The organism is Noviherbaspirillum denitrificans (genome assembly GCF_002211445.1).
Classification (GTDB): domain Bacteria; phylum Pseudomonadota; class Gammaproteobacteria; order Burkholderiales; family Burkholderiaceae_D; genus Noviherbaspirillum; species Noviherbaspirillum denitrificans.
On record NZ_LSTO01000001.1, the window covers coordinates 4,495,087 to 4,512,003 of the forward strand.

Genomic DNA, 16,917 nt, shown 5'->3' on the forward strand with positions numbered 1-16,917 from the left:
ACGCACAGCACGCGGCCGCCGGAAGTCGTCACCTTGCCGCCCGCCATCGTCGTGCCGGCATGGAAGGTCACGCAATCCGGCGTCTCGGCAGGAATGCCCGTGATTACGTCGCCCTTGCGCGGCGCGTCCGGATAGCCGGCGGCGGCCATCACCACGCCGAGCGCGGTGCGGCGGTCCCATTCCAGTTCGACCTCGTCCAGCGTGCAGTTGACCGCGTGTTCCATCACGCTCACGAAATCGGTCTTCAGGCGAGCCATGATCGGCTGGGTTTCGGGGTCGCCCATGCGGCAGTTGAATTCCAGCGTCTTCGGATTGCCCTTGGCGTCGATCATCAGGCCGGCGTACAGGAAGCCGGTGTACGGGATGCCGTCCTTCTGCATGCCCAGTACGGTCGGGTTGATGATTTCGCGCATCACGCGCGCGTGCAGCGAAGGCGTGACGATCGGGGCGGGCGAGTAGGCGCCCATGCCACCGGTGTTCGGGCCTTCGTCGTTGTCCTTCAGGCGCTTGTGGTCCTGGCTGGTGGCCAGCGGCAGCACGTGCTTGCCGTCCACCATGACGATGAAGCTGGCTTCCTCGCCAGCGAGGAATTCCTCGATCACGACGCGCGCGCCGGCATCGCCGAGCTTGTTGTCCGACAGCATCATGTCGACCGCGGCATGCGCCTCTTCGACAGTCATCGCCACGACCACGCCCTTGCCCGCGGCCAGGCCATCGGCCTTGATCACGATCGGGGCGCCTTTCTGGTTGATGTACTTGCGCGCGGAGGCGACATCCGAGAAGGTCTGGTAGTCAGCGGTCGGGATGCGGTGGCGTTTCATGAACGCCTTGGCGAAATCCTTGGAGCTTTCCAGCTGGGCGGCTTCCTTGGTCGGGCCGAATACCTTCAGGCCCTGCTCGCGGAAGATGTTGACAATGCCCGCAGCCAGCGGCGCTTCGGGGCCGACGACGGTCAGGGCGATGTGCTCCTTGATCGCGAATTGCGCCAGCCAGCCCGGATCGGTGATGTCGACATTCTGCAGGCGCGGGTCGGACGCGGTGCCGCCATTGCCCGGAGCAACATAAACCATTTGAATCCGCTCGGATTGCGCGAGCTTCCAAGCCAGGGCATGTTCGCGGCCGCCTGAGCCGACTACCAGAATTTTCATGGAGATATCGAAACGTTGGGGGGAGTGCAAACTGCACTCCCCAATTTACTTGTGAAACGGGTAAAGCGAAAGACAGACTTAGACAGTTCTTGCTATTTCTTATTCTTCGATGACGGCGTTGGTATACACCTCTTGCACGTCGTCGAGGTTCTCGATTGCGTCGAGCAGTTTCTGCATCTTGACGGCGTCGTCGCCGGTGAACACGGTCTCGGTGGACGGCTTCATCACGATTTCAGCCATTTCAGCCTTGAAGCCGGCCTTTTCCAGCGCGTCCTTCACGACGGAGAAGTCGTTCGGCGCGGTCAGCACTTCGATGCCGCCTTCCTCGTCGGTCACCACGTCTTCGGCGCCGGCTTCCAGCGCGGCTTCCATCAGCTTGTCCTCGTCTGTGCCCGGCGCGAAGAACAGCTGGCCGCAATGCTTGAACAGGAAGGCCACCGAACCTTCGGTGCCCATGTTGCCGCCAAACTTGCTGAATGCGTGGCGCACTTCGGCCACGGTACGCACGCGGTTGTCGGTCATGCAGTCGACGATGATCGCGGCGCCGTTGATGCCGTAGCCTTCGTAGCGGATTTCTTCGTAGTTCGCGCCTTCCAGGCCGCCGGTGCCGCGCTGGATCGCGCGGGTGACGTTATCCTTCGGCATGTTGGCGTCGGCAGCCTTTTCCACCGCCAGGCGCAGGCGCGGGTTGCTGTCCATGTCGCCGCCGCCCATGCGGGCTGCGACGGTGATTTCCTTGATCAGTCGTGTCCAAACCTTGCCGCGCTTGGCGTCAGCAGCAGCTTTCTTGTGCTTGATATTGGCCCATTTACTGTGTCCAGCCATGGTAATTCTTTCTTGGAAGTATTCGAGGAAGGGCGGCGGCACCGCGAGAATTGATCCAAAATAGCCGGGTGCCGGTCCGAAAACCAATCTACAATTTTACCATATCGACCCCCTCCAAAAACTTGCCGGAAAGTTCATAAAACATGTCAAAGAGCCTGTTGATCGCCAAGAACCAGGAGCAGGAACTCGTCCTGTTGTCCAACCTCGCCAACCGCCATGGCTGCATCACGGGCGCAACCGGCACTGGCAAGACGGTCACGCTGCAGGCCGTCGCGCAGGCGCTGTCCGGCATCGGCGTGCCGGTCTTCATGGCCGACGTCAAGGGCGACCTGTCCGGCCTGGGCAAGGCCGGATCGCCGACGCCGCGCATCAAGGAAAGGCTTGACCTGCTGAAACTGGACGAACCGGCATGGGCCGCCTGCCCGGTCACGTTCTGGGACGTGTTCGGCGAAAAGGGCCATCCGGTGCGCGCCACCGTGTCCGACCTCGGTCCGCTGCTGATCGCGCGCATGCTGAACCTGAACGAAGTCCAGGAAGGCGTGCTCCAGTTGGTGTTCAAGGTCGCCGACGACCTCGGCCTGCTGCTGCTCGACCTCAAGGATTTGCGCGCGATGCTGCAGAACGTCGCGGAAAACGCCGCCCAGCTGCAGGCGGAGTACGGCAACATTTCTCCGGCGAGCGTCGGCGCCATCCAGCGCGGGCTGTTGGCGATTGAAGAGCAGGGCGGCGACAAGTTCTTCGGCGAGCCCATGCTCAACATCATGGATTTCATGCAGACCGATGCGCAGGGCAAGGGCGTGGTCAACATCCTCGCCGCCGACAAGCTGCTGCAATCGCCGCGCCTCTACGCGATTTTCCTGCTATGGATGCTGGCCGAACTGTTCGAACACCTGCCCGAGGTCGGCGACCTCGACAAGCCGAAGCTGGTGTTCTTCTTCGACGAGGCGCACCTGCTGTTCGACGAGGCGCCCAAGGCGCTGCTGCAAAAGATCGAGCAGGTGGTGCGCCTGATTCGTTCCAAGGGCGTCGGCGTCTATTTCGTCACGCAGAACCCGCTCGACATTCCCGATACCGTGCTCGGCCAGCTCGGCAACCGCGTGCAGCATGCGCTGCGCGCCTACACGCCGCGCGACCAGAAGGCGGTGCAGACGGCGGCCGAAACCTTCCGTCCGAATCCGAAACTGGATACCGCGCAGGTCATCACCGAGCTGGGCGTGGGCGAGGCGCTGGTGTCCTTCCTCGACGAGAAGGGGCGCCCGAACATTGTCGAGCGTGCGTTTATCGTCCCGCCCGCATCGCAGATCGGCCCGATCACCGATGACGAGCGCAAGGAATTCATCGCGAATTCGATCGTGGCCGGCGTGTACGAGAAATCCGTCGACCGCGAATCCGCGTACGAAAAGCTGAAGGGCCGCGTGACGAAGGAAATGCCTGCGGAAGACGCGAAGCCGGCAAAGGGCAGGGCAGCGCCGCAGGCGGAAGCGCCTGCACCGCCGTCCGGCGGCGGGTTCGGCGATGTGCTCGGCGGCCTGTTCGGCGGAGGAGGCGGTGTCGGCCGGCGCAAGGACACCATGGTCGAAGCGATGGTCAAGTCCGCGGCGCGCAGCATCGGTTCGCAAGTCGGGCGCGAGATCATCCGTGGCGTTCTCGGATCCATTTTGAAGAAGTAAGCTGCCTCAATGTAAGAAAATCACGTCCGGCGTAAAATCGCCGGATGCTTTCCACCACTGATTCTCCGGCCGCGCGCCGGGCCTTCCTCACCGGCCTGGCGATCGCCATTTCGGGCGCCATCCTGTTTTCGGCCAAGGCCATCGTCGCCAAGCTGATCTACCGCTTCCACGTCGACGCAGTCACGCTGATCGCGTTCCGCATGCTGTTTTCGCTGCCCTTCTTTGCCGCAATCGCGTTATGGAAATCGCGCACGGAAGCGCCGCTGACCAACGGCGAGCGTGGCCGGATCGTCGTGCTGGGCCTGCTCGGTTACTACTTGTCGAGCTTCCTCGATTTCCTCGGGCTGCAGTACATTTCGGCCGGCCTCGAGCGGCTGATCCTGTTCCTCACGCCGTCATTCGTGCTGCTGATTTCGGTCGCTTTCCTGCGCAAGAAGATCAGGACGGCGGAGTGGATGGCGCTCGGCACTGCCTATCTCGGCACGGTGCTGGTCTTCCTGCATGACGTGCGGCTGGGCGGCCCGAATGTAGTGCTGGGCGGCGCCTTCGTGCTTGGCAGCGCGATCGCCTATGCGCTGTACCTGCTCCAGTCCGGCGAACTGGTCAAGCGTGTCGGCTCGCTGCGCCTCGTTGCATACGCAATGTGCGTGTCGAGCGTGGCATGCATCCTGCAGTTTTTCCTGCTGCGGCCGGCATCGATGCTGGTGCAGCCGATGCAGGTCTATGGCCTGTCGCTGGTGAACGCCGTCTTTTGCACGGTGTTCCCGGTATATTTGACAATGGAAGCGGTGTCGCGCATCGGCGCACCCACCGCATCGCAGGCAGGCATGATCGGTCCGGTGTCCACGCTCTTCCTCGGCGCGCTGATCCTCGGCGAACCGATCACCGGTATCCAGATGGCCGGCACGGCGCTCGTGCTGGCCGGGATTTATTTATTGTCCAAGAAGAAAGCATAGGGAAAACCATGGACCTCGGAATTGCAGGAAAACACGCGCTGGTCTGCGGCGCCAGCAAGGGACTGGGACGCGGCTGCGCGGAAGCGCTCGCCGCCGAGGGCGTGCACGTCACCATCGTTGCGCGTACCGCCAGTGAACTGGAAGCCACCGCGCAGGAGATCCGCCAGAAGTACGGCGTCACCGTGACCGCTGTCGCCTGCGACATCACCACGCCGGCAGGACGCGCGCAGGCGCTCGCGGCCTGCCCGAATCCCGACATCCTCGTGACCAATGCAGGCGGACCGCCTCCTGGCGATTTCCGCAAGTGGTCGCGCGACGACTGGATCGCGGCCATCGACGCCAATATGCTGACGCCGATCGAACTCATCAAGGCGACTGTCGACGGCATGATGAGCCGCCGCTTCGGCCGCATCGTCAACATCACCTCCAGCGCGGTGAAGGCGCCGATCGACATCCTCGGCCTGTCGAATGGCGCGCGTGCGGGCCTGACCGGTTTCGTTGCCGGCATCGCACGCAAGACGGTGGCGCAGAACGTGACGATCAACAACTTGCTTCCCGGCCAGTTCGATACCGACCGCCTGAAGAAGACGCTCGGCTCGGCGGCGAGCACCACCGGCAAGAGCATGGATGAAGTGTTCGAGGCGCGACGCTTGCAGATACCCGCGCAGCGCTTCGGCGACCCGGCTGAATTTGGCGCGGTTTGTGCATTCCTGTGCAGCGTGCATGCCGGCTACATGACAGGGCAGAACGTGCTGCTCGACGGCGGCAATTATCCGGGAACCTTCTAAATGAAAAAACGCATCGCCCTGATTGCCCACGACCAGAAGAAGGACGACATGGTCGACCTCGCCTCGGAGTTCGCCGACCTGTTGCGGCAGTGCATCCTCGTCGCGACCGGCACCACCGGCAAGCGCCTGCACGACGAGGTCGGCCTGACCGTCGAACGCAAGCTCTCCGGCCCCTACGGCGGAGACATGCAGATCGGGGCGGAGCTGGTCGAAGGCAAGATCGACCTCGTGATCTTCCTGCGCGACCCGATGACGCCGCAGGCGCACGAACCCGACATCAATGCGCTGGTCCGCGCCTGCGACGTCCACAACATCCCCTGCGCCACCAACGTCACGTCGGCCCGCATGATGCTGACGCAACTGGTGCCGCATCACCACCATAGTCATAACTAGGGAGTTCCCATGGCAAAGGCAATTCGAATCAACCAGGTTGGCGGACCGGAAGTGATGGAATACGTCGACGTCGAAGTCGGCGATCCCGGACCGGGCGAAGCGCGCGTGCGCCAGATGGCGTGCGGGCTGAATTACATCGATGTCTACTTCCGCACCGGCGCCTATCCGCAGCCGCTGCCCGCCGGCCTCGGCATGGAAGGCGCGGGCGTGGTGGAAGCGGTGGGCGAGGGCGTCACCCACGTCAAGCCGGGCGACCGCGTCGCCTATGCGGGCCGCCCGACCGGGGCCTATGCTGAACTGCGCGTGATGCCGGCGTCGGTGCTCGTCCGGCTGCCCGATTCGATCGACTTCGACACCGGCGCGGCGATGATGCTGCAGGGCCTGACCGTGCAGTACCTGTTCCGCCGTACCTTCCCGCTGAAGGGCGGCGAAACCATCCTGTTCCATGCGGCCGCGGGCGGCGTCGGCCTCATCGCCTGCCAGTGGGCACGCGCGATTGGCGTGACGATGATCGGCACCGTCGGCTCGGACGAGAAGGCGGCGCTGGCCAAGGCGCACGGCTGCACGCACACCATCAACTACAACACCGAAAACTTCGTCGAGCGCGTCAAGGAAATCACCAACGGCAAGGGCGTGCCGGTGGTCTACGATTCGATCGGCAAGGATACCTTCACGGGTTCGCTCGATTCACTGTCGCCGCTGGGCATGATGGTCAGCTTTGGCAGCGCTTCCGGTCCGGTGCCGCCGTTTGGGCTGCAGGAACTGGCGTCGCGCGGTTCGCTGTTCATCACGCGTCCGACGCTGTTCACCCATACCGCCAAGCGCGAAGACCTCGACAACATGGCGGCCGACCTGTTCGGCATGGTGGAAAGCAAGAAGGTCAAGATCGACATCAACCAGCGCTATGCGCTGAAGGATGTCGCCCAGGCGCACCGCGACCTCGAGGCGCGCAAGACCACCGGCTCCACCATCCTGCTGCCGTGAGCGACAAGCCCGACAATCCGATGGACCACCCGCCGGAACAGCCGGCGGGTTCCGACGATGCGCCCAAGTTCGGGCGCCTGCTGATCATCCTCGGCGCTGCGGTGCTGGTGATCGTCGCGGTCACCTTCATCTCCGAAGCGATGTATTCCTGATGTCTCCCCGCGCCCCGGGCAAGAGCGCGATTGCGCCGGACCGCCTGGCCATGCTGCACACCATGGCGTTCGCCGCGTTGCGCCTGTGCGCGGGGCAGCTCGATGCCTTCACCTCGCGCCTCGAACAGGTGCTCGAGGCACGCATCGCCGATGCCGCAGGCGTGACCGAAAGCGAATTGTTCCAGGGCGCGCACCAGCGCCTGCAAGCACACCGCGCCACCTTCCAGCGCCTGGTCGCCGACAGCCTGCAGCGCGCGCTGATGCAGGCGGTGCAGGATGCGGCGGACCATGCGGCCTCGGTCAGCGGCCACGGCGCGCTCGACCTCTCCCACGCCACCTTTGCCGCAATGGAACGCAAGGTGATCGTCGACAACCTCAGCCAGGCCATGGACCGCGCCGGCGCCGCCGAACTCGCGGTGCTCAGCCTGCGCATTGCGCACTGGCTGGACGTGGAAGAGATCGGCTCGGCGCACAACCCGTTCCGCTCCGCGGTCTTCCTCAAGGCCATTGCCGACGCCTGGAGCATCTTCGATCCGGAGGAAGACAGGCACAGGCTGGTGCTGCGCCAGATGGATGCTGCGGTTTTCCTCGACCTGGTCCCCGTCTGGCAGGCGCTGAACCAGGAGCTTGCCTTGCGCAAGGTATTGCCGGATGCGGAGTGCCTGCTGAGCGAACGCGGAAAGCAACGCGCGCCGATTCCGCCGCCCCCTGCCGACGAGGCATTGCGGCAATGGCTGGCGCCTGAAGGCATGCTGACGGTAAATGTGGCCCGCGCCGATGCGCTTGCGGACGATATGCTGGCTTGGCTCATGGATTTCGACGCGGTTCCCGCGCGTATCAGGCAGCTCCTGGCGACGGAGCCGCTGAAACAGGCCATCCTCGGCGACCCGCAATTCTTTTTCGATGCACGCCATACGCTGCGTCGCGCGCTGGAATCCATTCTTGCCGCGGGCCTCGGATGCCGCGCGGACGGTGAAGAAGATGTACTGATCCACCGCATCGCCGCTGCCATTGCACGCCTGCCTGGGCAATGCGAGGGCATCGCCGATGAACTGGATATCCTGGCCGCGCGAGAAAGCCGCGTCTCCGATGAGCGCTTGCGGAACGAGATTGCCGCCGCGGTTGCCCAGGAAAACATCGCGCAGGCCGAACGCCGCGCGCAGGAAGACGTGCGTGCGCGCATCGAAAGCGGCGAGGTCGAGCCCGTCATCGAAACCTTCCTGCGGGAGCAATGGCTGCGCGTGCTGGTGTTCGCCTACGGTATTCGCGATGCCAAGCCCGACGTGCTGGACAAGGTGCGGTTCGCCATGGACGACCTGGTTGCCAGCGTGCAGCCGCGCCAGGATGCGGCGGATCGCAAGGCGCTCGCCGAGCGCCTGCCCAGCCTGCTTTCGTTGCTCAATGCGTGGCTCAACGTCGTGAAATGGGAAGGGCAGGAACGCGAAGCATTCTTTTCCGCGCTGGCCGGCCTGCATGCCACTGCCATGCGCGGCCCGGATGCGACGTCCAGCGAACTCGAACGCCGCATGGACAGGATGGAGCGTGCCAGCGAACACGACCTCGACCGGCGCGCGGAGGAACAGCGGGCGGACGCCCTCGCTCCCTGCATGCAGGAAATCGCCCGGCTGCTGCCGGGCGCGTGGTGTGAATTCGTGCGTAATGACGGCAGCAGGCTCAACTGCAAACTGCTCTGGGTGAGCCCCGCCGGCAGCCGCTTCATTTTCACTGGCCGGCAGGGGCAATTGCTGTTCACGCTGGACCGTGACGGGCTGGCGCAGGGCATGTACGCGGAACGGGTGGCCGGCCTCCCGGTTGGGGAATTTGTGACGCGCGCGATTGCCGCTGTATTGCCCAAACTTCTTTAATCCATCTTCAGCTCGATGTGTCGTGGTACGCCGTTCTTGCCCGGAAACTCGGTGAACGCGCTGCGCACCATGTAGGGCATGACGGACGCCAGCGACCCGTTGGTGCCTTCGCTGACTACAGTCGTCTCGAACAGTTTCTTGCTGTCCGACATGCGCGCCAGCGTCACGCGCAGCTGGCGGTTGAACAGGTGATACTGCGACACGCGCTGCTCGACCACGGGCGGGCCGAACCAGAACGGATCGTAGAACGGGCCGTAGTAGCCGCGCCATGCCGGACCATACCAGTACGGATACGGATTGACGACCACCGGATACACCTCGCGCACGTCACGGCCGTTGATGCTGTAGCTGAGCGCCGCTTTCAGCGCCGGCTTTGTGCCGCTCGGTGCTTCACTGAAACCCAGCTGGTTCAGCTCGTGGCGCACCAGGTTTTCGTAATTCTTGTACTCCAGGCTGTCGTTCTGTTCCTTCGTGCGTTCGAACACGTAGGATTTGTCGGCCAGGGTGTCGGGCCATTCGTGGAAGGTGGTGACGTCGCTGCGGATGATCGTGCCGCAACCGACGACCAGGGTGCTGACGGCCAGGATGCAGGCGGACAGCAATGCTTTCATGATGTTCTCCAGCGGATCGGTGTCTTGATGCCAGTATAGAAATTAGGTCGGTACCGGTGCGTAAAGATCCGTAACGTTTTGTAACCTAACGTGGACTCTTGAAAAAGCCTTACAAAAATATATAAGCTTTCCTGCTAACGCGGGCTCTCGAAGAAGATGTAATTCGAGCCGTAGTCACTGACCTCGAAGTAGACCTTCTTTTCCCCCGGATCGACCACCATGTTCAGGTTCTCGTCCAGCACGCCGTATCCGTAACGGTAGGGCCGCGGTTGGTTGTCGCTCGTGCCCATCGCCGTCGAAATCTTGTCTACGTGGATGAAGCGGCGCACCAGCTTGTCGCCGGCGTAGATCTCCAGGACGCCATTGGTGCCGGTCCAGTTCTGCACGCTGCGGCTGATCTGGTTTTGCTGCTCCTGCGTGCAGGCGGAAAGCAATGCCGAAATGGCAACTACGAAAAGCGCAAAGGATGATTTCATGTATGGGTCCTCGCCGCTGACGGTTGGTAAAATAGCAGTTTGTCGCGTCATTATCCCCTGATTGCCTGCTTATGCGCACTGATACTCCCCAGACGATTTATCGCAAGGACTACACCCCTCCCAGCTACTGGGTCGATACCGTCGAAATGGGCTTCGATCTCGATCCCGAGGCCACCCACGTCGCCACCCGCATGACCCTGCGCCGCAATCCCGACAGCCCGAACCGCAATCTCGTGCTGGTCGGCGAGTCGCTTCGGCTGGAGCAACTGCGCATGAACGGCAAGGATCTGTCCAAGCGCCAGTACGCGCTCGGCCGCGGCACGCTGGAAATCTTCAATCCGCCGGACAACGTGACGCTCGAGATCGAGACCGTTACCCATCCCGCCATGAACACCTCGCTGATGGGCCTGTACGTGTCCAACGGCAACTTCTTCACCCAGTGCGAGGCGGAAGGCTTCCGCAAGATCACCTATTTCCCCGACCGTCCGGACGTGATGGCGAAGTACACCGTGATGTTGCGTGCCGACAAGGAAAAGTACCCTGTACTGCTGTCCAACGGCAACCTCATCGAGCAGGGCGATATTGGCGACGGCCGCCACTACGCGGTCTGGGAAGATCCGTTCAAGAAGCCGTCCTACCTGTTCGCGCTGGTCGCCGGCAAGCTGGTGTGCCAGGAAGAAACCTACACGCTGAAATCCGGCCGCGAAGTGCTGCTGCAGGTGTGGGTGGAAGACGGCAACCTCGACAAGACCCAGCATGCAATGGATTCGCTCAAGAACAGCATCCGCTGGGATGAGGAACGCTTCGGCCTGGAACTGGACCTCGACCGCTTCATGATCGTCGCCGTCAGCGACTTCAACATGGGCGCGATGGAAAACAAGGGCCTCAACATTTTCAACACCAAGTTCGTGCTGGCCAATCCGCGCATTGCCACCGATACCGATTACGCCGGCATCGAATCCGTGGTCGGCCACGAATACTTCCACAACTGGACCGGCAACCGCGTCACCTGCCGCGACTGGTTCCAGCTGTCGCTGAAGGAAGGCCTGACCGTCTTCCGCGACCAGGAATTCTCGGCCGACCTGATCGGCACCGACAGTGGCCGCGCGGTCAAGCGCATCGAGGACGTGCGCGTGCTGCGCCAGGCGCAGTTCCCGGAAGACGCCGGCCCGATGGCGCATCCGGTGCGTCCCGACTCTTACGTCGAGATCAACAATTTCTACACCGTCACGATCTACGAAAAGGGCGCCGAAGTCGTGCGCATGTACCAGACCCTGCTCGGCCGCGACGGCTTCCGCAAGGGCATGGACCTGTACTTCGAGCGTCATGACGGACAGGCGGTTGAATGCGACGATTTCCGCGCCGCGATGGCCGATGCCAACGGCCGCGACCTGAAGCAGTTCGAACTCTGGTACAGCCAGGCCGGCACGCCGCGCTTGAAGGTGGATACCGAATATGACGCCGACGCGCAGACCTATGCCGTCACGCTCACGCAATCCTGCCCGCCAACACCCGGCCAGGCAGAGAAGCAGCCCTTCCACATCCCGGTCGCCATCGGCCTGCTCGATGCGCGCGGCAAGGACATGCCGCTGCGCCTTGAAGGCGAGCAACAGGATGAAGCGCCCGCGACCATGGTGCTGGAACTGACCGAAGCCACCCAGACTTTCCGCTTCAAGCAAGTGACCGAACGCCCGGTACCCTCGGTGCTGCGCGGTTTCTCCGCGCCGGTCGTGCTCGACATCGCGTACACCGACGACGAACTCGCCTTCCTGATGGCCAACGACAGCGACGCGTTCAACCGCTGGGAAGCCGGCCAGCGCCTGGCGATGCGCCGCATGCTCGCGCTGACCGGTGCAGTGCAGAACAACCAGGCATTGAGCGACGCCGAACTCGAAGAAGGCACGCTCAACGACGCCTTCCGCGCCGCCCTCAACGACGAAGCGCTCGACCCCGCCTTCCGCGAACTCGCGCTCACACTGCCGTCGGAAACCGTGGTCGCCGAGCAGATGGACGTCATCGATCCGCACGCCATCCACGCGGTGCGCCGCTTCCTGCGCCGCTCGCTGGCCTCGTCCCTGCGCGGCGACTGGATGGTCGCGTACCAGGCCAACCGCACGCCGGGCACCTACAGCCCCGATGCGATCGCCGCCGGAAAGCGCGCGCTGAAGAACCTCGCACTTTCCTACATTGTCGAGAACGACGACGCCGATGCGCACCACCTTGCGCAGACGCAGTACGACAATGCCAACAACATGACCGACCGCATCGCGGCCCTGACCGCGCTCGCCAACAGCAGCGCGCCCGGCCGCGCCGACGCACTCAACAGCTTCTACGAGGAATTCGAGCAGGAAGCGCTGGTGGTTGACAAGTGGTTCGCGCTGCAGGCCATGTCGCGCACCACGGACGTTGCCGCCGTGCGCGCTCTGATGAAGCACCCGGCCTTCACACTCAAGAACCCGAATCGCGCCCGCAGCCTGATCTTCAGCTTCTGCAACGGCAACCCGTCGCAGTTCCATGCGGTGGACGGCAGCGGCTACCAGTTCTGGGCCGAGCAGGTGATCGCGCTCAACGCAATCAACCCGCAGGTCGCCGCCCGCCTGGCACGCACACTCGACCGCTGGCGCAAGTACGCACCGGCATTGCAGGAGAAGATGCACGCCGCACTGAAGAAGGTCGCCGCCACCAAGGAACTGTCGAAGGACGTCCTCGAGGTCATCACCAAATCCATCTCCAACTAACTTAGCCCTTACCGGAAAAATCCATGAAAAGAGTCAGCCTGACGCAGTACCTGGTCGAAGAGCAGCGTCTGTACAACAACATCCCCGCCGAGCTGCGCCTGCTGATCGAAGTCGTCGCGCGTTCCTGCAAGACCATCAGCCATGCCGTCGGCAAGGGCGCGCTGGGCGAGGTGCTGGGCAGCGCCGGCAGCGAGAACGTGCAGGGCGAAGTCCAGAAGAAGCTCGACATCATCTCCAATGAGATGCTGCTCGAAGCCAACGAATGGGGCGGCCATCTCGCGGCAATGGCGTCCGAGGAAATGGAAGGCATCCATCCCATTCCCAATCGTTACCCCAAGGGCGAATACCTGCTGCTGTTCGATCCGCTCGACGGCTCCAGCAACATCGACGTCAACGTCTCGATCGGCACCATCTTCTCCGTGCTGAAGGCGCCGGACGGCATGGCAGAACCGACCGAAAAGGACTTCCTCCAGTGCGGCGCGAAGCAGGTTGCCGCCGGCTACGCGGTGTACGGCCCGCAAACCGTGCTGGTGCTCACCACCGGCAATGGCGTCAACTGCTTCACGCTCGACCGTGAAATGGGTTCCTGGGTGCTGACCCAGCGCGACATGAAGATCCCGGCCGAGACCAAGGAATTCGCGATCAACGCCTCCAACGCCCGCCACTGGTATCCGCCGGTCAAGCGCTACGTCGACGAAATGCTCGCCGGCGAAACCGGCGTGCGCCAGAAGAACTTCAACATGCGCTGGATCGCCTCCATGGTCGCCGACGTGCACCGCATCCTGAACCGCGGCGGCATCTTCATGTACCCGGCCGACGCCCGCGAACCGGACAAGCCGGGCAAACTGCGCCTGATGTACGAAGCCAACCCGATGGCCTTCATCGTGGAACAGGCGGGCGGCGCCGCAACCAACGGCAAGCAGCGCATCCTCGACGTCCAGCCGCAGAAGCTGCATGAGCGCGTGGCGGTATTCCTGGGTTCGCGCAGCGAAGTCGAGCGCGTGACCAGCTACCACGCGGAGTAAGGGATTTCCGCGAGGCGGGATGCAAAATGTTGAGCAATTTGCATCGGTTTTCCGGTCATGATGCGTTTATCGCAAGGCCGGAAATCAGCGCACTAGCGGATCTGTAACTTTTTTTGGTAGAATCGTCGTTTTCGCTGATGTAGCTCAGTCGGTAGAGCAACTGATTCGTAATCAGTAGGTCGGACGTTCGATTCGTCTCATCAGCACCAGAATGCAAACGGCCCGCAGCGATGCGGGCCGTTTTGTTTTTGTTGGCTGGTTTTACCGTCAGTCGTGACTCGACATCAATTCCGGCGTAAAAAAGCGATCCTTCATCTCTTCCAGCCCCAGATCCTGCAGCACCTGCTGCAAGCGCTTGCTTGGACGGCCGGCAGGCAGTCCCTTGTAGGTGGCAATAATCAGTTCATTCTTCATGGAATGCTCCCACCCCACGAGTTCCGTCACGTTGACCTGGTAGCCATGCGCTTCGAGTTGCAGGCAGCGCAGGACATTGGTCACATGGCTGCCAAATTCACGGGTGTGGATGGGATGGCGCCAGACTTCGGTCAAGGCGTCCCGGCCCAGTGATTTGCCTTTGTTTTTCTTCAACACGGAAGCAACTTCCGCCTGGCAGCACGGCACGAGCACGATGAACTTCGCTTTCTTCTGCAGTGCGAAGCGAATGGCGTCATCGGTGGCGGTATTGCAGGCATGCAGCGCGGTGACGATATCGATCGTTGCGGGCAACTGCGTCGACGTGATTGATTCAGCTACCGATAAATTCAGGAACGACATGCCGGGGAAGTTCAGCCGCTGCGCCAGCTCCTGAGATTTCTTTACCAGTTCATCGCGGGTCTCGATGCCGTAGATGTGCGATTTGTCGGCCAGGTTCTTGAAGAACAGGTCATAAATGATAAAGCCGAGGTAGGACTTTCCTGCGCCATGATCCACGAGCGTGATATCAGCATGGTCCTGCTGTACATCCTGCAATAGCGGTTCGATGAACTGGTACAGGTGGTAGACCTGTTTCAGTTTTCTGCGACTGTCCTGGTTCAATTTTCCGTCGCGCGTCAGGATATGCAGCTCTTTCAGCAGCTCGATCGACTGGCCGGGTTTGATATTCAGGTCGTTGCTCATGGCGGAAAAAAATTGAGTAGAGGGTTCTCGTCTCAACGGGAAGTACGTCGAACATCACCGGCTGGGCGCGGTGCTCGTGTCTCCAGGTGCCGAAACGTTACGCGACCTTTCGTCAAGTCGTAAGGAGAGAGTTCGATTGTTACGCGATCGCCAGCCAGGATGCGGATATGGTGCTTGCGCATCTTGCCACCGGTATAAGCGATCAGGGTGTGACCATTTTCGAGTGTGACGCGAAATCGGGAATCCGGGAGGATTTCGTCAACTTTGCCTTGCATTTCAATGAGTTCTTCTTTCGCCATTGCCAATCCTTATTCTGTCGATGAATTCTGCAAAAAGAATGCAGAGTAAATATTTGCCACTAATGCAATCGAATATCAATTCGAATGCAGGGGTACGCTTTTCAGCGTAAAGAGGGAGCTTGCCGAGGGGTGAACGATATGACCACCATCACGCATTTGTTGCGTCTGGATGGATTGGCAATGCGGTGTTGAGGCTGCCGTGAGCCGAGTCAGATACAGCCACAACAGAGGTAAGCAAACTGCTGCAGCATCATCATTGTAACACGCCCGGGATTTGGCCATTCGTGCTGTGCGCCATTGCTTCCCGGTTTTGTGGCGGAGGCGCGCCTGCCTTCGAGAATGCCATGTGTATCCAGTTTCCCCTTGGCCGGGAAGAATCGCTGAATCTGCGCGTCCAGAACGCCAGGCGGGTCAGCACCTTTTGCGCAATGCTGCGCTCGGGAGGTGGAAGGAGCTTGCTCCCGCAATGCACACAGGGCTCTTCCTGCACGTAGGTGCCGTACGGATTCCCGGCACGGTCCATCAGCCATGCGGACAGTGCATTGGTTCTTTCAGTGGTCTGGCCGGCAAACGCCACTGTTCTCACAGAGCACAAGGGAAAGAGCTGCGCGAGTCTTTGTTCGTCAAAACTGTTCACATGTCCCCAGGGCGGGTTGGTTTGCCGGCAGGTGTAGCAGGTCGTACGGCCGAAACGCAAGTCTTGCTTGTATGGCACGCCGATTACCAAGGTGCCGCGGCATACCCGTTCCAGTTCCCCGCATACCCTGGAAAGCAATGGCGGGGGGATATGTTCAAGTACTTCGGCGCAGAAAACCAGGTCGATCGCGTTGTCCTCGTAGGGCAATGCGGCGGCGTTGCCGGCGACGCATTCCACCCGGGGATGCGAAATGCGCGGCAGTGTCAGGTCCAGCGCAATCACCCGGTCGAAACGTTCGGCGAGCAGGAGGGAAAAATGGCCGTCGCGCGCGCCTATGTCGAGGGCAAGCTTTCCTGCTGCCGGAATGAGGGAGAGCAGGCTCCCAGCACGTTCGCGTTCCGCAGATGATGCCCGGTAATGTGAAAGATCCAAGAGTTGCTCCCTGGGGTAGCCTTTTGCCAATCGCGGTGTAGCCATTGTTCTTGGTCAAGCTTCACGATCCAGCGTAGACTGGAAAGCCGGCAACTTCCAGAAGGAGTTCACATGTCCTTGTTTACGCTCCCCCGAGGCGCTTTCCTGGCGCTGTGTCTTTCTGCTTCGGCCGTCATGGCGGCTTCCCTGGCGGACTTGTCCAACCAGGATGCGGCGGGCGGGCTGAAGGCGGCCCTCGAACGGGGTTCCAATGCCGCCGTGGCCCGGCTTGGCGTGGAGAACGGCTTCCTCAATAACGACAAGGTAAAGATCCAGCTGCCGTCGATCCTTGAACAGGCGCGGCCGTTGTTGAAGATGACCGGGAAGGGCAAGCAGCTCGACGAGCTGGTCGTGTCGATGAACCGCGCGGCGGAAGCGGCCGTCCCGATGGCCAAGCCGCTGCTGGTCAACGCAGTCAAATCCATGACCCTCACCGACGCCAAGCAGATCCTGACAGGCGGCGAGACCTCGGTGACCGATTTCTTCCGCGAGAAGACGTCGGCCGAGCTTGCAGTGAAGTTCCTGCCAATCGTGAAGAAGGTCACCGACCGTTCCAACCTGTCGGCGATGTACAACGGCGCGATGTCGCAGGCGTCGAAACTGGGTGTCGGCTCGGACCAGGCGACCGTGGAGGGCTATGTGACGCAGAAGGCGCTCGATGGCTTGTACACGATCATCGCCGAAGAGGAGCGTGCGATCCGCAAGGATCCGATCGGCACGGGCAGCAAGATCATCGGCAAGGTGTTCGGCGCGTTGAACTGAT

General features: G+C 61.9%; 17 protein-coding genes and 1 tRNA gene. 11 read left to right on the forward strand and 7 right to left on the reverse strand.

What is annotated here, in order from left to right:
• A partial coding sequence (purD, locus tag AYR66_RS21790; protein ID WP_234814974.1) for a phosphoribosylamine--glycine ligase occupies nucleotides 1-1,148 on the reverse strand: 1,148 nt, incomplete at its 3' end.
• Between the two features lie 99 nt (nucleotides 1,149-1,247).
• Entirely contained in the window at nucleotides 1,248-1,973 is a 726-nt protein-coding gene (locus AYR66_RS21795; RefSeq protein WP_088709989.1) for a YebC/PmpR family DNA-binding transcriptional regulator, read from the reverse strand.
• A gap of 143 nt (nucleotides 1,974-2,116) precedes the next feature.
• Here AYR66_RS21795 and AYR66_RS21800 point away from each other — a divergent pair, with 143 nt between their 5' ends.
• The 7 genes from AYR66_RS21800 to AYR66_RS21825 are packed head-to-tail and all read left to right on the forward strand — an operon-like array spanning nucleotide 2,117 to nucleotide 8,781.
• Complete coding sequence (locus AYR66_RS21800) at nucleotides 2,117-3,643, forward strand: helicase HerA-like C-terminal domain-containing protein (protein ID WP_088709247.1); 1,527 nt, start codon at nucleotides 2,117-2,119, stop codon at nucleotides 3,641-3,643.
• Nucleotides 3,644-3,687: 44 nt separating this feature from the next.
• Entirely contained in the window at nucleotides 3,688-4,599 is a 912-nt protein-coding gene (locus AYR66_RS21805; protein ID WP_088709248.1) for a DMT family transporter, read from the forward strand.
• Between the two features lie 8 nt (nucleotides 4,600-4,607).
• Entirely contained in the window at nucleotides 4,608-5,387 is a 780-nt protein-coding gene (locus AYR66_RS21810) for an SDR family oxidoreductase (protein ID WP_088709249.1), read from the forward strand.
• Nucleotides 5,388-5,780 (forward strand): methylglyoxal synthase, encoded by a 393-nt coding sequence (locus tag AYR66_RS21815; protein ID WP_088709250.1) that lies wholly within the window; start codon nucleotides 5,388-5,390, stop codon nucleotides 5,778-5,780. It abuts the gene before it with no gap.
• Nucleotides 5,781-5,789: 9 nt separating this feature from the next.
• A complete protein-coding gene (locus tag AYR66_RS21820) occupies nucleotides 5,790-6,764 on the forward strand; it encodes a quinone oxidoreductase family protein (protein WP_088709251.1) in 975 nt (324 codons plus the stop codon).
• Nucleotides 6,761-6,916 (forward strand): hypothetical protein, encoded by a 156-nt coding sequence (locus AYR66_RS29040; RefSeq protein ID WP_170942011.1) that lies wholly within the window; start codon nucleotides 6,761-6,763, stop codon nucleotides 6,914-6,916. Before AYR66_RS21820 ends, AYR66_RS29040 begins: the two co-directional genes overlap by 4 nt.
• Nucleotides 6,916-8,781: a DUF1631 family protein gene (locus tag AYR66_RS21825; RefSeq protein ID WP_088709252.1), complete on the forward strand. Its 1,866-nt coding sequence runs from the start codon at nucleotides 6,916-6,918 to the stop codon at nucleotides 8,779-8,781. The genes AYR66_RS29040 and AYR66_RS21825 overlap by 1 nt, the downstream gene beginning before the upstream one ends.
• On the opposite strand, the gene AYR66_RS21830 is transcribed toward AYR66_RS21825, so the two are convergent.
• Together AYR66_RS21830 and AYR66_RS21835 are read right to left on the reverse strand one after the other, a co-directional pair.
• The gene (locus tag AYR66_RS21830; RefSeq protein WP_088709253.1) at nucleotides 8,778-9,392 is read right to left on the reverse strand and encodes a DUF4136 domain-containing protein; all 615 of its coding nucleotides are present in this window, start codon (nucleotides 9,390-9,392) and stop codon (nucleotides 8,778-8,780) included. The genes AYR66_RS21825 and AYR66_RS21830 overlap by 4 nt on opposite strands.
• Before the next feature lie 134 nt (nucleotides 9,393-9,526).
• Nucleotides 9,527-9,868, reverse strand: coding sequence for a hypothetical protein (locus AYR66_RS21835; RefSeq protein ID WP_088709254.1), 342 nt, complete (start codon nucleotides 9,866-9,868; stop codon nucleotides 9,527-9,529).
• Nucleotides 9,869-9,939: 71 nt separating this feature from the next.
• Here AYR66_RS21835 and pepN point away from each other — a divergent pair, with 71 nt between their 5' ends.
• The 3 genes from pepN to AYR66_RS21850 all read left to right on the forward strand — a co-directional run bounded on the left by pepN (nucleotide 9,940) and on the right by AYR66_RS21850 (nucleotide 13,840).
• Nucleotides 9,940-12,606: an aminopeptidase N gene (gene pepN, locus AYR66_RS21840; RefSeq protein WP_088709255.1), complete on the forward strand. Its 2,667-nt coding sequence runs from the start codon at nucleotides 9,940-9,942 to the stop codon at nucleotides 12,604-12,606.
• A 23-nt stretch (nucleotides 12,607-12,629) separates the two neighbouring features.
• On the forward strand, nucleotides 12,630-13,631 hold the full coding sequence (locus AYR66_RS21845; protein ID WP_088709256.1) for a class 1 fructose-bisphosphatase: 1,002 nt from the start codon (nucleotides 12,630-12,632) through the stop codon (nucleotides 13,629-13,631).
• Between the two features lie 133 nt (nucleotides 13,632-13,764).
• Nucleotides 13,765-13,840 (forward strand) — tRNA-Thr (locus tag AYR66_RS21850).
• A 58-nt stretch (nucleotides 13,841-13,898) separates the two neighbouring features.
• Here AYR66_RS21850 and AYR66_RS21855 read toward each other — a convergent pair.
• The 3 genes from AYR66_RS21855 to AYR66_RS21865 all read right to left on the reverse strand — a co-directional run bounded on the left by AYR66_RS21855 (nucleotide 13,899) and on the right by AYR66_RS21865 (nucleotide 16,115).
• Entirely contained in the window at nucleotides 13,899-14,747 is an 849-nt protein-coding gene (locus AYR66_RS21855) for a class I SAM-dependent methyltransferase (protein ID WP_088709257.1), read from the reverse strand.
• A gap of 32 nt (nucleotides 14,748-14,779) precedes the next feature.
• Nucleotides 14,780-15,046 carry a translation initiation factor IF-1 gene (gene infA / locus AYR66_RS21860; RefSeq protein WP_088709258.1) on the reverse strand — a complete coding sequence of 89 codons (267 nt, stop codon included), beginning with the start codon at nucleotides 15,044-15,046 and terminating at the stop codon, nucleotides 14,780-14,782.
• Nucleotides 15,047-15,299: 253 nt separating this feature from the next.
• A complete protein-coding gene (locus AYR66_RS21865) occupies nucleotides 15,300-16,115 on the reverse strand; it encodes a class I SAM-dependent methyltransferase (RefSeq protein ID WP_170942237.1) in 816 nt (271 codons plus the stop codon).
• 111 nt (nucleotides 16,116-16,226) lie between these two features.
• On the opposite strand from AYR66_RS21865, the gene AYR66_RS21870 reads away from it, so the two are divergent.
• The gene (locus AYR66_RS21870; RefSeq protein ID WP_088709260.1) at nucleotides 16,227-16,916 is read left to right on the forward strand and encodes a DUF4197 domain-containing protein; all 690 of its coding nucleotides are present in this window, start codon (nucleotides 16,227-16,229) and stop codon (nucleotides 16,914-16,916) included.
• The last annotated feature ends 1 nt before the right edge of the window (nucleotide 16,917 follow it).

Coding starts and splice junctions, on each gene's coding strand:
- AYR66_RS21795 (WP_088709989.1), bottom strand. CDS start 1,973: ATGGCTGGACACAGTAAATGGGCCAATATCAAGCACAAGAAAGCTGCT.
- AYR66_RS21800 (WP_088709247.1), top strand. CDS start 2,117: ATGTCAAAGAGCCTGTTGATCGCCAAGAACCAGGAGCAGGAACTCGTC.
- AYR66_RS21805 (WP_088709248.1), top strand. CDS start 3,688: ATGCTTTCCACCACTGATTCTCCGGCCGCGCGCCGGGCCTTCCTCACC.
- AYR66_RS21810 (WP_088709249.1), top strand. CDS start 4,608: ATGGACCTCGGAATTGCAGGAAAACACGCGCTGGTCTGCGGCGCCAGC.
- AYR66_RS21815 (WP_088709250.1), top strand. CDS start 5,388: ATGAAAAAACGCATCGCCCTGATTGCCCACGACCAGAAGAAGGACGAC.
- AYR66_RS21820 (WP_088709251.1), top strand. CDS start 5,790: ATGGCAAAGGCAATTCGAATCAACCAGGTTGGCGGACCGGAAGTGATG.
- AYR66_RS21825 (WP_088709252.1), top strand. CDS start 6,916: ATGTCTCCCCGCGCCCCGGGCAAGAGCGCGATTGCGCCGGACCGCCTG.
- AYR66_RS21830 (WP_088709253.1), bottom strand. CDS start 9,392: ATGAAAGCATTGCTGTCCGCCTGCATCCTGGCCGTCAGCACCCTGGTC.
- AYR66_RS21835 (WP_088709254.1), bottom strand. CDS start 9,868: ATGAAATCATCCTTTGCGCTTTTCGTAGTTGCCATTTCGGCATTGCTT.
- pepN (WP_088709255.1), top strand. CDS start 9,940: ATGCGCACTGATACTCCCCAGACGATTTATCGCAAGGACTACACCCCT.
- AYR66_RS21845 (WP_088709256.1), top strand. CDS start 12,630: ATGAAAAGAGTCAGCCTGACGCAGTACCTGGTCGAAGAGCAGCGTCTG.
- AYR66_RS21855 (WP_088709257.1), bottom strand. CDS start 14,747: ATGAGCAACGACCTGAATATCAAACCCGGCCAGTCGATCGAGCTGCTG.
- infA (WP_088709258.1), bottom strand. CDS start 15,046: ATGGCGAAAGAAGAACTCATTGAAATGCAAGGCAAAGTTGACGAAATC.
- AYR66_RS21870 (WP_088709260.1), top strand. CDS start 16,227: ATGTCCTTGTTTACGCTCCCCCGAGGCGCTTTCCTGGCGCTGTGTCTT.